We start from the raw sequence: 14941 nt of genomic DNA on the forward strand, positions 1-14941 counted from the left end.
CCCGCCGCCAGCAACGCCATGGTGCGCTTGTTCGTGATCGTCCTCATGTTCCTGCCTGACCTTTTTTAGTTCGTGTTGGCCTGCGCACGCTCGGCGGAGCGTGCCTCGATCTTGGTCGCCAGTTGCGCGTCCCAGCCATAGGGATCCTCGCGGAAGCCCACCTGGCCATCGGCATTGGCGAAGGCGGTCCAGTAGAGCAGATAGACCGCCACCGGCTCCGCCATGGTCGCGCGCACCGTCTTGCCCGACGCCAGCACCGCATCGACCTGCGCCGGTTGCCATTCGGGCGTGGTCTTCAGCATCAGCGCGGCGAGGTCGGCGGGCTTTTCCAGCCGGACGCAGCCATGGCTGGCCAGCCGGTCGAACTTGGAAAAGCCCGATTGCGCGGGCGTATCGTGCAGATAGACCGCGAAGTCGTTGGGGAAATCGAACTTGAACCGCCCCAGCGCGCTCTTCTCCGACGATTGCTGCAACCGCTTGCTGCCGTCGCCATTGTCGATCACGCGAAAGCCCGCCCGCTTCAGATAGCCGGGATTGGCCCGCTCCTTGGGCCACAATTCCTTGTTCGCGATCGAACTGGGCACGTTCCAGGGCGGGTTCAGCACGATGCTGCGGATCGTTGAGACCAGCATCGGCGTCTCGTTGCCCGGACGGCCCGTCACCGCCTTCATCGACATGACCGGATTGTCGCCATCGAACACGGTCAGCACGGCGGCAGCGATGTTCACCTGGACACGCTTGGCCTCAAGCTGTTGCGGCAACCAGCGCCAGCGCTCCATATTTGCCATGATCTGGCGGATGCGCTGCGCCACGGGCACGTTGAGCACGGCGATGGTCTGCGACCCGACGGTGCCGACCGGGTTCAGCCCATAGCGCCGCTGCGCCCGGCGCACCGCCGCCAGCAGATCCTCGTCGAATGTCTCCCCGCTGGTGCTGACGGTCGAATCCTCCATCGCCAGCCGCTTGCGCAGCGCCAGCACCTGCGGCCCGCTCGCCCCGAAATTGATCGTGGTCGCCGGCAACGCGGTCCAGCCGCCCGCCGCCGCCATCGCGCGATAGCGGGCCAGCCCCTTCACCAGCGCGTCATAGCCCGCATAGGGCGGCGGCAGCGAGGCGATCCATGCCGCCAGCCGGTCGCGGCGCACCGCATCGGCAAAACCCGGCAGCGGGTCATAGGCCTGGGGACGGATGCCCCAATCCTTGGTGAAATCGGCGGTATCCAGCCGACCGGCATGAACCGCATGGGCATAATCGAGCGCGACCCGGGTCAGCGCGGTGGGCGATAGCCCGGACAGGTCGCGCGGCGGCCCCTGTCGCAGTCCCTGGGTCACCTCGCCCTGCGCGACCAGGGTGGCGAGCTGGCGGAGCTGTGCGTCGGACAGGGTCGGGACGGCGACGCTGGGCACGGCGGTCTGCGGCAGGGGCTGAACGATGGCGGCGGGCGGCGTCTGTGCCTGGGCGGACGTGCCCGGCAGCATCACCGGCGGCGGCGCGACCTGCGCCATCAGGGGCGTGGCCACCAGCGATCCAGCCGCCAGCGAACCGAGGAGCCGGGCAATGGAGGGGCCGAAAACGGGGAAATGCGATGCGGTCATGTCGGTATGATAGCCCCTATTCGTCGGAATGTCGTCGCAGGAGCGCGCGCTTATAACATGCAATCCTACGCCAAGCTGAACCGATCCCGGGATCGACGGGGAATTTCGCGCCCGGCCTTGGTGCCAGGGCCGATCGACATTCCGATATGCTCCTCTTTCCCCTCGCCCCTCGTAGAGGGGAGAGGGTTGCGCAGACTTAGTCTTTGCGTAGCAAAGGCTTAGTCGGAGCTGGGTGAGGGGTGCTGCGCTCGCGCAAGCGAGCGCGCGAGCCTGCGGCTCGCTCAACCCCTCACCCAAGCTGCGCTAGCCAGCAGGCTGGCAAGCTCCGCTAACCCTCTCCCCTATCCAGGGGAGAGGGAAGAAGCCGTAGCATGAATGTTGATTGGCCCTGGATCGCCATCATTCGACGAAGCGAGGAAAGGCCATTCTCAAAGGCTTCCGCCGCTTCCGATAACGCTGCCCGGCGTCGTGCTGCGGATCACCAGCTCGGTCGCGATGGTTTCCGCCTCGGGGCGCAGTTCGCCGCCCTCCAGCGCGTCGATCAGCCGCGCCACCGCCCGCGCGCCCATCTCGGCCATGGGCGCGCGGACGGTGGTCAGCCCCAGATAGCGGGCCAGTGGAATATCGTCGAAGCCCGTCACCGCGACCGCGCCAGGCACGTCCACCCCCGCCGTCCGCAGCGCCGCCATCACGCCCAGCGCCATCATGTCGTTCGCCGCGACGATCCCGTCACAGGCGATCCCCCGCGCGCGCAGCATCGCGACCGCCGCGCCGCCCGATTCCTCATGGAAGTCGCCCGCGATCACGATCGGCTCGACCTCGGGGGCTAGGCGCGCCATCGCGTCGAGAAAGCCCCTGCGCCGCTCCTCCGCGTCGATATTGGCGGGCGGTCCAGAGACATGGACCAGCGCGCGCCGCCCCTGCGCCACCAGATGCGCGACGCTCGCCGCGATCCCGGCGGCATTGTCGATGCGTAGCGCGGCGCGGGCCACGCCAGGCGACGAATTGACCAGCATGGCGGGCATGTCGGGCGGCAGCGCCTCGTCCAGCGCCTGCGTATCCAGTTGCGGGGCCATGACGATCATGCCGTCGACCCGTCCGCGCATCGACCGCACCGCCTGCGCCGCCAGCACGGCATCGGCATGCATGTTGGACAGGAGCAGGTGATAGCCGCGCGCCGTCACCTCCCGGTCCATCCCGCGCACGATCTCGGAGAAGAATTCGCCATGAAGGTCGGGCAGGACGACGCCGATCGCATGGCTGCGCGACAGGGACAGGCTCCGCGCGCCCGCATGGGGGACATAGCCGAGCGACTGCGCCACCGCCATGATCCGCGCGCGCGTCTCCGGATGGACGCTGACATGCCCGTTCATCACGCGCGATACCGACGCGACCGAGACCGCCGCTTCGCGCGCCACATCGCGGATCGTGGCCGATCCCTGCCTCACACACCCACCCCTTTCCCGGACATGACCGGGTCGATCCGGCTGGGCCCAACGCGGCTTGTGCGAGGGGCCTTGCCTGTGTAACCGGTTACAAAAGGCTGTCACTGCAAAAGTCCATGCGACCGGTGAAGCGCAGGACGTTCGCCCGATCGTGGCATGTTAGGAGAGAGATTGTCCATGTCCGACATCCGAATTTCGCGCCGAGCGGCGCTGCTGGGCGCAGGCGCGGTGGCGGCATGGGCGGCCAGCCCGGCCCGTGCGCTGCTGGCGCGGGGCGACGGCACCGCCCTGTCCCCCGCGATCGAGGCGACTCTGGCGAAGATGACGCTGGAGGAGAAGGCCGGGCAGTTGCAGCTCAATGCCGCGGCCTGGGGCGGCGGTATCGCCACCGCGCTCAACCCGCCCTCCAACGGCCCCAGCTTCGAGGGGCAGATCGCCGATGCGGTCGCGGGCAAGCTGACCGGTGTGTTCAACGGCAATGGCGCGGAGATGGCGCGGCGGATGCAGGGCGCGGTGATGCGCGATTCGCGGCTGAAGATCCCGCTGATCTTCGCCGCCGATGTGATCCACGGCCATCGCACCATCTTCCCGGTGCCGGTGGCGGAGGCCGCCAGCTTCGAGCCCGATCTCGCCATGCGGACCGCGCGAATGGCGGCGTTCGAGGCGGCGGCGGCGGGCATCGACTGGACCTTCTGCCCGATGGTCGACATCGCGCGCGACCAGCGCTGGGGCCGTACCGTGGAGGGCGCGGGGGAGGACGTGCTGCTCGGCAATCTGTTCGCCGCCGCGCGGGTAAAGGGCTTCCAGGGCGAGGATCTGTCCGCCGACGATGCGGTCATGGCCTGCATCAAGCATATCGCCGCTTACGGCGCGGGCGAGAGCGGGTTGGACTATAATATCGTCGACCTGTCCGAACGGACCCTGCGCGAAGTCTATCTGCCGCCCTACAAGGCCGGGTTCCAGGCGGGCGCGATGAGCGGCATGGCCTCGTTCAACGAGATCGACGGCATCCCCTCGACCGCCAATCCCTGGCTGATGAAGCAGTTGCTGCGCGACGAGTGGAAATTCCCCGGCATCGTCGTGTCCGACTATACCGGCGACGAGGAGATGATCGCGGCGGGCTTTGCCAAGGACGGCAAGGACGCGGCGCGCCTCGCCTTTCTGGCGGGCGTCGATATGAGCATGCAGTCCAACCTCTATGCCGAGCACCTCCCCGCCCTGGTGCGCGAGGGGGCCGTGCCGCAGGAGGTGCTCGATCGCTCGGTGCGGCGGGTGCTGGCGGTCAAGCAGATGCTCGGCCTGTTCGACGACCCCTTCCGCCGGATCGATCGCAAGCGCGAAAAGGCGCGCTCCCGCACCAAGGCCGCGATCGCCCTGTCGCGCGAGGCGGCGCAGAAGGCGATGGTGCTGCTCAAGAATGACGGCGACCTGCTGCCGCTCGACAAGAACCGCCGCATCGCGCTGATCGGGCCCTTCGCCAGCGGGCAGCACGACCTGAACGGACCCTGGGTGGTCTATGGCGACAACAACCAGGCGATCGACCTGGCCACCGGCCTGCGCGACGCGGGCGCGCGGAACGTCACCGTCACGCCGGGCTCGGGCGTCGAGCAGCCGCTGCCCGGCGGGATCGAGGCGGCGGTCGCGGCGGCGCAGGCTGCGGACGTGGTCGTGCTGGCGATCGGCGAGAGCGAGACCATGTCGGGCGAGGCGCAGTCGCGCACCTCCATCACCGTCCCCACGCCGCAAATGGAACTGGCCGAGGCGGTGGCGAAGACCGGCAAGCCGGTGGTTGTCCTGCTGAAGAACGGACGTGGCCTCGCTCTGGAGGGGGCGGTGCGCGACGCGCCCGCGATCCTCGTCACCTGGTTCCTGGGGTCCGAGACCGGCCATGCCATCGCCGACATCCTGTTCGGCGCGGTCGGCCCCTCGGGTCGCCTGCCGCTGAGCTTTCCGCATGAAAGCGGGCAGGAGCCCTATTATTACGCGCACAAGGCGACGGGCCGCCCCGCACCCGAGGGTCCGCGCGTCCCCTACAAGACGCAGTGGCGGACCGCGCCCCATGCCGCGCTCTATCCCTTCGGGCATGGCCTGACCTATGGCGCGGTCCGCTATGGGGCGGCGGAGGTGCCCGCGACCCTGGCATGGGACGGGCGGATCACCGTATCGGCGACCGTGACCAACACCGGCAAGCGTGCCTGCGAGGAGCTGGTCCAGCTCTATATCCGCGACCGCGTCGCCAGCATCACCCGCCCGGTCCGCGAGTTGAAAGCGTTCCGCAAGGTCGCGCTTACCCCCGGTCAGAGCGAGAAGGTCAGCTTCACCCTGACCCGCGCGCAACTGGAATTTCTGGGCAGGGACCTTCGCCCCACGGTCGAGCCGGGCCTGTTCGACGCCTGGATCGCACCATCCGCCCAGGCCGAGGGCGCGCATGGCACGTTCGAGCTGACAGCATAGCTTGCCAGCAAAGGTCGATATTCATGCCATTCCTCCCCTGGCAGGGGAGGCGGCAGGCCGTCAGGCCTGACGGAGGGGTGTCGCCCTCTCGATAGCGGGACACCCCTCTACCAGCTTCGCTGGTCCCCCTCCCCTGTAAGGGGAGGAATGGAGCCCCTTTTGCCAGGGCGGGATGACGTGAGGTCGATCCACCCCTCCCCTTCAGGGGAGGGGCTCGGCTCGGATCACTCTATTGCACCTTCCTTGCCTGCGAGGATCGATCCTCGGGAAAGCCCCCGTATCCGCTCATAGCGCCGGTGGAAGCCAGGCGGGCTCGAACTGGGGTTGTCGGGGCGACAGCGGCGACAGGCGACGCAGCGCGCCCAGGTCGAGAAGCCGGACCCGATGCCCCGACCGCGCGACCAGCCCCTCCACCTCCAGCGCGCGGATCGTCCGGTTCACATGCACGGCGGTCAGCCCCAGCAGGTCGCCGATGATCTCCTGCGTCAGCGGCATGACGAAGCCATCCTCCTGCACCGCGCCGATCGGGGTCAGCCGGGCGTGAAGATCGAGCAGCAGCCGCGCCAGTTGCTCGCGCGCCGACGCCTTGCCCGTGACGGCCAGCGCATCCATCAGCGCCAACCGCTCCATCTGCACCGCCATGGTGAACAGCGCCGCCAGACGCGGCAGGTCATGATAGAGCCGCCCCAGCCGCTCATAGGGCACGAACGCCGTCACCGCCTCGGTAATCGCGGTCAGGGTGTCCGCCGCCTGGGGCAGGACCATACTCGGCGTCGCCAGCATGTCACCGGGCAGATGCACCTTCTGCACCAGCCGGTTGCCGCTGCGCAGCAGGATCGAGGAACTGACCCATCCCTTTTTCAGCATGTGGATGCCGCGAACGCTGTCGCCCTCGCGCTGGAACGTCTCGCCGCGCCGCCGGACTACCTCGTCATCACCGAGCGCGAGAAGGGCCTGTTCCTCCCGCGCGGTCAGAGCGGCGAAGGCGTGGAAACGGTGGATCGGGTACGCTATGCCGGTTTCCTTTCGTGTCACTCGCGCGGTCGCGAAAGGACGAATCACACGACCGCAAGCGTAACGATAGCCGCCGCGCCGTCGGTCGTCCTGCGTCTACATCAAGCTCACGGCGGTAAATCGTCATCGGGCCCGACGCCACCCCGCGCCCGGAAACGGTACCGGTCCGGTAACGGACGCGGCCCCCACTATGCCGATGCTATGCGAAAGCCGGAAATCCGTCTCGAAATGCTATGCCGGGCTCGATAGCTGGAGGGCCGCAACGAGGATTGTGGCATGGCGGCATGGCATCGAACGCGGCGCGCGGATGGGGCGTTGCGGGGCGGCGGACTGGTTTTGTGGGCAATCGCCTATGCGGCGATCACGCATCTCTATGCCGAGCACCCCTCGCCTGTGTCACCGGGCGCGACGGCGTTGGCGCTGGCGGCGATCGGCTTTCTGGGCGCCAGCATCGGCAGCGCCCTGGTGATGCTCGGGCGGCACGTGTTCGACGAGGTAGAGGTCAGCAGCCGCTGGCGGATGCGATCCACCGCCACCCCGCCCGGCGGTATCGATCGCGACTGACCGTTCGTTACGGGCCGGTGTCCTCCAAACGCCCGGCATCTTTTTACGCAACTGTAACGACGGCATGAGCCTTTCCCGGCGATTGCGTCGTTCAGTGCCCATGACTGCCGCCATGCCATGGCCCCGCCATCCGGGGCGCCGTTCCGTCGTGCCCCGGCTCGACGGGGCACAGCCCTGTCGCCTGGGCCCGACGGCTTCGGCCCTGTCCCCTGCCCCGCCCACTCCTGCCCCGATACGCCATTTGGGTCCGGCGGGCGAATGCGATAGGCAGCGCCCAGGAGATTGAAATGCGACGATTAATCAACCGGGTGAGGCGATTGCGGCAGGCCGATGATCAGGTCTCGTCACGGGTCCGCGCCGTGCTGGTCGAGTCGCTCTATGCCTCGCCGCGCTCGCTGATCATCGGCGCGCTGACCAGCAGTGCGATCGCCGCGGTCGTCGCCATCGCCAGCGGGGACGACTGGCTGATGGCCTGCGCACTCGGCATCGCGCTGGTCGGGCTGGTCCGCATCGTCGACACGTTATGGACCCGCCGCACCGCGACCGTCCGCCAGCAGGAGCGCGGCTATCGGCTCGGCGCGCTCAGCTATGCCGCGCTGCTGGGGCTGTTCGGGCTGCTGACGCTGACCCGGACGGAGGACGGCACGCTGCATCTCCTGTCGGTCACCACCGCGATCGGCTATGCGGCGGGGATCGCGGGGCGCAATGCCGGGCGGCCGCTGATCGCCCTGTCGCAGTTGTGCTGCGCCTCGCTGCCGCTCGCCATCGGGCTGCTCATGCCGCTGGAGCCGCTCAAGGCGCTGATGGCGGCGGTGATCCTGTTGTTCGTCGTCGCGATGATGGACATCACGCAACAGACCTATGCCGCGATCCTGCGCGCCACCGTCGCGTCGCAGGAAAAGGCCGCGCTGGCGGACCATCACGCGCGGATGGCGCGCCGCGACGACCTGACCGGCGTGGCCAACCGCACCGCATTCCGCGAGCATTTCGAGGAAAGGCTGCGCACCCTGTCCACCACGGGGGAGAAGCTGGCGCTGCTCTGGCTCGATCTCGACCGGTTCAAGGAGGTGAACGACTCCTTCGGCCATCTGGCGGGCAATGCCCTGCTCGTCCAGGTCGCGCGGCGGCTCGAGGCGCATTTCGGCAAGGCGGGGCTGGTCGCCCGACTGGGCGGGGACGAGTTCGCCGTGCTCTGCCATATCTCCCATGCCGAGGCGGCGGGCGGGATCGGCACGACCATCCTCGACCTGGTGCGCGAGCCGGTGGCGTTCAGCGGCCATGTCCTGCGCACCTCCGCCTCGATCGGCGTCGCCATCGCGCCCGAGGATGGCGGGGACGCCGACACGCTGCTGAAGAATGCCGATCTGGCGCTCTATCGCGCGAAGGAGAATGGACGGGGCCGCTTCTTCCTCTACGAACCCGTGATGGACGAGAAGATCGAGCGCCGCCGCCAACTGGCCGCCGCGATGGACGGCGCGCTGGAGCGGGGGGAGTTCCATCTGCTCTTCCAGCCGATCTTCCGTCTGGCGCAAGCCAATATCACTTCGTGCGAGACGCTACTGCGATGGCACAGCCCGCAATTCGGGCCGGTGTCGCCCGGCGAGTTCATTCCCATCGCCGAGGAGAACGGGCTGATCGTCCCGATCGGCGACTGGGTGCTGCGCCAGGCGTGCATGGCAGCCAGTGCCTGGCCGTCCGAGGTCACCGTCGCGGTCAACCTGTCGCCCGTGCAGTTGCGCACCCCCGATCTGGCCGAGGCGGTGAAGGCGGCGCTGGCGGCGAGCGGCCTGCCGCCGCAGCGGCTGACCCTGGAGGTGACGGAGACGGTGCTGCTCGACGATGTCGAACGCTCGATCGACGCGCTGACCGCGCTCAACCGCATCGATGTCTGCACCACGCTGGACGATTTCGGGACCGGCTATTCCTCGCTCAGCTATCTGACCCAGTTCCCGTTCCAGACGCTGAAGATCGACCGGTCCTTCGTCATCGATCTGGAGCACAACCCCGCCTCGGTCGCGATCGTGCAGACCATCGTCGAACTCGCCGCCAAGCTGGGCATGCGGACGGTGGCCGAAGGGGTGGAGACGTCCGCGCAGCTCGAACAGTTGCGGCGGACGCGGTGCGACGCGGTGCAGGGCTTCCTGCTCGCCCGGCCGATGACGGCGGACCGGCTGTCCGCGCTGTTCGCCGATCTGGGGCTGGAGGATGATGGCCCCGGGAAGGCGATCGCGATCCCCGGGGCCGGTTGATCAGGCGTCGGCCTTTTCGCGCAGACGGGTCTGTGCGGCGACCAGCCGCTCCATCCGCTTCAGATCCCCCTCGGTCAGCCGCAATGCGGCATCGGCCCAGAGGTCGACCACCGCCTCCAGCTCCTCCAGCGGCAGCGGATTGACCGCGCGCGACGCCTCATAGATGGCGCAATGCGCGCTATGCCGCCGATGATTCTGGCGGATATAGTCGGCGACCATGCGCCGCCCCTCGCCCGGTTCGGCCAGATTGTGGACCAGCCCCATGTCGTACAGTTCCTCCGCGCTGTAGGTCCGACCGCTCATGATCATCCGCTCCGCCCGAGCCGCACCCAGCCGCCGCGACAGGAAGCAATGCGCCCCCATGCCGGGGAAGAGGCCGAACAGCGTCTCGGGCAGGCCGAAGCTGGTGCCCCGCTCGGCAATGACGACATGGAAGGACAACAGCGCCTCGAACCCGCCGCCCAGCGCGTCACCCTCGACCAGGCCGATGGTGATGATCGGTCGCTCCAGCCCGCGCATGTTGCGATGGAGGATCTGCACGCAGGTCCGTCCATAATGGACCAGCATCGCATGGTCGCGGTCGCGGATCGCCTGCGCGAACAGGTTCAGGTCGCCGCCCAGCGAGAAAACGCCGGGAAAGCCGGAGCCCAGCACGACATAGCGGATGGGCATGTCCCCTCCATCGGCGGCCGTGACGATCGCCTCCTGCCAACGGACGAAATCGCGCAGCAAATCTGCGTTGAAACTGGGCCGTGTCCGCGCCCGCATATCGGTCCACAGCGTCCGGGTATCGGGATCGTAGCGGGTATCGAGCTGTTCGAGGCGAAACGATGCCGCGATCCCCTCATCCCCGGCACGCGACGGGTGGCTTTCGACAGGGCGCGGGCTGCGAATGTCCGTCGCCATCTTGAAATCATAAGCGGTCATGGGTTTTACTCTCGACATGCAGCACCATGCTGCACATCGAAGATAGGCCCGGCGACCTACCGAGACGTCCGTCAAAGCGACGTATCTGGAAGGACTTACGCCGCCGTCACCCTGGGGATGGCCGGGATGTTCGGTCGGTGTCCATGCTCCTGCGCGACCGACCGCCGTCGGGCCCGGTCGGCCTCCCCCGATGCCGGTGGCGGCGCGGGGTGCCCATAGAGATAGCCCTGCCCCAGCTGGCACCCCAATTGCCTCAGACGATGCGCCTGCACCTCGGTCTCGATCCCCTCGGCGACGACGACCTTGCCCAGCCCGCGGCCCAGACCGACGATCGCATGGACGATCGCCAGCGTCCCGCCAACAGACTCGTCGATGCCCGCGACGAAGGATCGGTCGATCTTGATCCGATCGACCGGCAACTGGCGGAGATGGACGAGCGAGGCATAGCCGGTGCCGAAATCGTCGAGCGCGATGCACACCCCGGCATCGTGTAGCGTGCGCAAATTGGCGAGGATGCTGTCCGCCGCCCGGTCGAGCATTACGCCCTCGGTCACCTCGACGCACAGCCGGTCGGGCGCGACGCCATGATGGGCCAGCCGGTCGAGCACTTCCCGCGCACCGCGTGGACCCGCCAGTTGCGCCGAGGTGAAGTTGACGCTGAGCACGCCCAGCCGCTCGCCCTGTTCACGCAGCGCGCCCAGTGCCAGTTCCAGCACATGCTCCTGGATCATCAGCCCGATCCGTTCCGCGACCAGCACATCGGCGAAGCGATCCGGCGGCAACAGCCCGTGGCGCGGGTGATCCCAGCGGAGCAGCGCTTCGTGACCGCCCACCGTCCCGGTATCCAGCGACACGATCGGCTGCATGTAGAGCAGGAATTCGCCGCGTTCGATCGCCAGTTCGGCATCGTCGATAAAGGCGATCTGAAGGTCGCGCAGCGAGCGCTGCAAGGGATCGTAGCGGGTATAGCGCCCCCGGCCGAGCCGCTTGGCGGTGTACAGCGCCAGATCGGCATTCTGGTAGAGCAGGTCGACCGCCTGCGCGTCTTCGGGAAAGCGCGCCGACCCGATACTGAGCGACAGCGGACGGTCGCGATCCTCGGCATGCCAGACATCGCCTTGAAGCCCGATCGCCGCGTCGGCCAGGGCGATCTCATCCCGTTGCGTGCCGGGGCATAATATCGCGAACTCGTCGCCGCCGATCCGGGCGATCTGCGTCCCCGGCCACCTGCGCGCCGTATCGGCCAGCACCGCGCCGACATGCTGCAACAGCGTATCGCCGACCGCATGACCCAGACGGTCGTTGACGTCCTTCATGAAGTCGACATCGACCAGAAACAGGCTGAAAGCCCTGTCCGCGACCATCCATTCATGGGCCTGTTGCTGGAACGCGAAGCGATTGCCCAGCCCGGTCAGGAAATCGGTATGTGCGGCCAGCCGCAACGTCTTGGTTTCGGCCAGGTCGATCTCGCGGCGCTGGCGGGCAAGCTCCAGTTCCTGGCGGATCAGGCGGAACCGGTCGGCGATCGCCAGCGACAGGACCAGCGCCTCGAATGCCAATGCGGCGAAGGTCGCCATATCGACGATGTCGTTCTGCGGTGCGAAGCCCAGATTGCGCGTCAACCGGGCCAGGAAGACGCCGATCACCGGCCCCCAACCGATCAGATAGAACCAGATCACCCGACTGCCGCGCCGGGCCGCGATTCCTGACGACAGGGCGATCAGCACCGCCGTGGCCGCGATCACGTAATTGAGCAGTCGGTCGGTGATCCCCGGCGGCAACCATCCATCCGCCGCCGCCAGGAACCCCAGCACCGCCCCCGCGATCGACAGCGTTCGGCCGGCCATGGCGAAGCGGCGCGGCAATACGCCCTCCTCGATCACCGCGAAGAAGAACATATTCCCCGCCGCGACCATCAGGCCGACCAGCACCAGGTTCAACCGGACCGCGAGCGGCCCGATCAGCCACGGCACCAGGAACGCCGCGGTGTTCGTCCAGACCAGTCCATAGGCCAGTGCGACGCTGACCCACAGCAGGTACCAGCGCTGAAACGCGGGACGCTGGCCGGTGTGGATCACCAGATTATAGAGGAGCGCGGACAACAGCGTCCCCGTGAACAACCCCATCAGCAACAGCCAGCGAATGTCCCCATCGGTCATCCGGACGCCCGGTCGCGCCTCCAGCTTGCGCATCAGATAGAGTTCGTCGATGTTGCGAAAGCCCAGATACAGGCCGCGCACGTCGCGCCCCGCCAAGGGAATGACGAAACGCAGAAGCCCGCCAGGGGCACCATGCCCCCGTAATTCGTCGGGCGAACGCTCGATCCGCATGCTGCCGTCACGACCGACGACCAGCAGGGCGATACGGTCGAACCGGGTCTGGTCGATCAATATGTCCCAGTTCGGCGGCAGCGCGCCGAGCTTCGACGCGTCGAGACGCAACCAAAGCCAGGGCGCGCCCCGGTTCGGCTCTTGCCCATGGCATCGATAGGGTGCGCTCACCACCCTCGCCGCGTCCGATCCATCGGGCAATATGGCGCCGCACGCCGATCGACGCAGGTCTATGGTCGCGGCCGACGCCGTTCCCGACATCAACCCCGCCAGCAGCATCAGCAACGCGAGCGCCACCGCCTTGATGTCCGATGCCACTTTCGCGGCCCCCATTTACCTGCCCGCCCTCAACCCACTCTAAGCGGGCTATATTAAGTATAAGGCAAGTGTAAATTCGGTTACCGAATTAACCTGGGAGGCGGATTGTTCGACATGAGGGTTACGGCGCGCCTATTGCCGCCCCTTGCGCCGCCTCGATTTCCCGGCCCCAGGGATCGGGCCGGGCGACGGCCTTGCCGTCAGCTACGAAGTCCATGATCCGATCGCTGGCCCGGGCATAACGCGGCCATTCGGGCAGGCCGGGCGCATTGGGGTCGCCGGTCTTGGCGAACTGGATCAGGTAACGGCTCATCACCTGCCCGAGGGCGCGATCGCGGGATGTCGTCGCATCGCCATATTTGATGGCGGTGGTGTCGAGGAAAAAGGGGATGTCGGTCGCATGCTGCGCGCCCGGCTGGTCCACCGCGTTGGCGACATAGGAAAAGCGATATTCCCACACCGGCACGCCCTTTCCCGCCATACGGCCCGCCACGTCCCGCGCGCCCGCGATCATGAAGCCGGTCATGCCGCCGATATCGGCACTGGTCGCGCCCACGACCATCGGTGCACGGGCAAAGCGGTTCTCGGCATAGGCTCGGCCCATATCGACCACGACCTTGCCATCGGCGAAGGGCGCCATATGGGTGGGGGGACCGGGCTGGGGGCGGAACAGCGCCGTCATGTTGAGCCCGTCGGTCACCTGCTCGGCGCTCAGCGCGCGGAGCCTCGCCAGCGCATCGGGGCGGTCGGGATCGATATTCTGGGACCGCGCGAAATTTGCGCCGATCCGCTCGGCATCGGCCAGCGTCTTGCCATCGGATCGGCCATTGCCGCCCGACATGACGAAGACCTTGTGGAACAGGCCCTTGGCCAGCGGCGAGGTGTTGAGCATGTGCACCGACATGCCGCCCGCACTTTCGCCGACGATCGTGACGTTGGACGGATCGCCCCCGAACGCCGCCGCGTTGCGCCGGACCCATTGCAGCGCGGCGATCTGGTCCATGATCCCGTAATTGCCCAACCGCCCGCCATCTTCATCCGCCTTGGTCAGTTGCGGCAAAGCAAAGGTGCCGAACCGCCCGACCCGATAGTTGAAGCTGACGAACAGCACGCCCTGCCTGGCCAGTTCCGCCCCCGAATAGGTCGGCGGAGACGCGCCGCCATTCACGAAGCCGCCGCCATAGATCCAGACCACGATCGGCAGTTTGCCGCGCCCCGCGACCGGCTTCCAGACATTGGCATAAAGGCAATCCTCTGCCGGGGTCGTACCCAGCGGCGCGGCATCGCTGGGGAACGGCACCTGCATACAGTCATGCGCATAGGCCGTGGCATCCCGCACGCCCGTCCATGCGGCGGCGGGCTGAGGGGCCCGCCAGCGAAGCGGACCGACGGGCGGGGCGGCGAACGGGATCCCCTTCCAACTGGCGACCCCGTCCGTCACACTGCCCCGCACCACCCCGCGATCGGTGACGATGACAGGAGCGTCGGACGGCGTCTGTGCGGCCACGATCACCGCCACCACTACGGCCTTCAGGGAAATGCTCACGGTCCCCTCTCCTCACGTTGCGTCGTAGCCGCGATGCTTCGCGGCCATTTTCAGCAGGATAGTGAGGAAGCCCGTCTATTGGGAAGAGGGGGGCGTATCATTCCCGCGGTTCGGCCGAGGTGACGATCCCCGTTGTCGCTGCCATGGCGGCCGTTCCTCCAGCGCGCTGTGGATATGCCACGCAGGCCCGGCGTGTCACCGGAATACGCGGCTGGGGTCTTTCGGACGGCGGGCGAGAGCGGGGCTGTGGAAGGCGTATACGGGCCAGCGTGTAAGGCTATCGGCCGGCCCTGATCTCGGTGGTGAGTTGGTCGATGGCCTCGGTGGTTTGCGAACGCGAAAAATCCCCGGAAGCGTGAGCTTTCGAGGATGTGTGTTGTGATGGTTGCGGGGGCAGGATTTGAACCTGCGGCCTTCAGGTTATGAGCCTGACGAGCTACCGGGCTGCTCCACCCCGCGCCAAAACTGGAGAGTGGGACATATGTGAATGGGTTTTTAG

General features: G+C 67.4%; 9 protein-coding genes and 1 tRNA gene. 3 read left to right on the plus strand and 7 right to left on the minus strand.

Annotation, left to right across the window (positions count from 1 at the left end; translation table 11 throughout):
* Nucleotides 1-65 precede the first annotated feature (65 nt).
* Nucleotides 66-1595 carry a L,D-transpeptidase family protein gene (locus tag OXQ33_RS16740; protein WP_267435842.1) on the minus strand — a complete coding sequence of 510 codons (1530 nt, stop codon included), beginning with the start codon at nucleotides 1593-1595 and terminating at the stop codon, nucleotides 66-68.
* A 428-nt stretch (nucleotides 1596-2023) separates the two neighbouring features.
* On the minus strand, nucleotides 2024-3043 hold the full coding sequence (locus OXQ33_RS16745) for a LacI family DNA-binding transcriptional regulator (protein ID WP_267435844.1): 1020 nt from the start codon (nucleotides 3041-3043) through the stop codon (nucleotides 2024-2026).
* A 174-nt stretch (nucleotides 3044-3217) separates the two neighbouring features.
* Here OXQ33_RS16745 and OXQ33_RS16750 point away from each other — a divergent pair, with 174 nt between their 5' ends.
* Nucleotides 3218-5494, plus strand: coding sequence for a glycoside hydrolase family 3 N-terminal domain-containing protein (locus tag OXQ33_RS16750; protein WP_267435846.1), 2277 nt, complete (start codon nucleotides 3218-3220; stop codon nucleotides 5492-5494).
* Nucleotides 5495-5779: 285 nt separating this feature from the next.
* Here OXQ33_RS16750 and OXQ33_RS16755 read toward each other — a convergent pair whose 3' ends face one another.
* Nucleotides 5780-6529 carry a Crp/Fnr family transcriptional regulator gene (locus OXQ33_RS16755; protein WP_267435848.1) on the minus strand — a complete coding sequence of 250 codons (750 nt, stop codon included), beginning with the start codon at nucleotides 6527-6529 and terminating at the stop codon, nucleotides 5780-5782.
* A gap of 255 nt (nucleotides 6530-6784) precedes the next feature.
* Here OXQ33_RS16755 and OXQ33_RS16760 point away from each other — a divergent pair, with 255 nt between their 5' ends.
* On the plus strand, nucleotides 6785-7072 hold the full coding sequence (locus tag OXQ33_RS16760) for a hypothetical protein (protein ID WP_267435849.1): 288 nt from the start codon (nucleotides 6785-6787) through the stop codon (nucleotides 7070-7072).
* A gap of 287 nt (nucleotides 7073-7359) precedes the next feature.
* Nucleotides 7360-9321 carry an EAL domain-containing protein gene (locus OXQ33_RS16765; protein WP_267435850.1) on the plus strand — a complete coding sequence of 654 codons (1962 nt, stop codon included), beginning with the start codon at nucleotides 7360-7362 and terminating at the stop codon, nucleotides 9319-9321.
* Here OXQ33_RS16765 and OXQ33_RS16770 read toward each other — a convergent pair whose 3' ends face one another.
* The 4 genes from OXQ33_RS16770 to OXQ33_RS16785 form a co-directional block, all read right to left on the minus strand.
* A complete protein-coding gene (locus OXQ33_RS16770) occupies nucleotides 9322-10248 on the minus strand; it encodes a crotonase/enoyl-CoA hydratase family protein (protein WP_267435852.1) in 927 nt (308 codons plus the stop codon). It lies immediately after the preceding gene.
* Nucleotides 10249-10343: 95 nt separating this feature from the next.
* Entirely contained in the window at nucleotides 10344-12911 is a 2568-nt protein-coding gene (locus OXQ33_RS16775; protein WP_267435854.1) for an EAL domain-containing protein, read from the minus strand.
* A 106-nt stretch (nucleotides 12912-13017) separates the two neighbouring features.
* Nucleotides 13018-14442, minus strand: a complete 1425-nt coding sequence (locus OXQ33_RS16780; RefSeq protein ID WP_267435856.1) for a carboxylesterase family protein — start codon at nucleotides 14440-14442, stop codon at nucleotides 13018-13020.
* Nucleotides 14443-14824: 382 nt separating this feature from the next.
* Nucleotides 14825-14901: transfer RNA gene (locus tag OXQ33_RS16785), tRNA-Met, on the minus strand.
* Between the last annotated feature and the right edge of the window lie 40 nt (nucleotides 14902-14941).

The sequence above is a fragment of the Sphingomonas sp. GM_Shp_1 genome, assembly GCF_026540895.1.
Taxonomy (GTDB): Bacteria; Pseudomonadota; Alphaproteobacteria; order Sphingomonadales; family Sphingomonadaceae; genus Sphingomonas.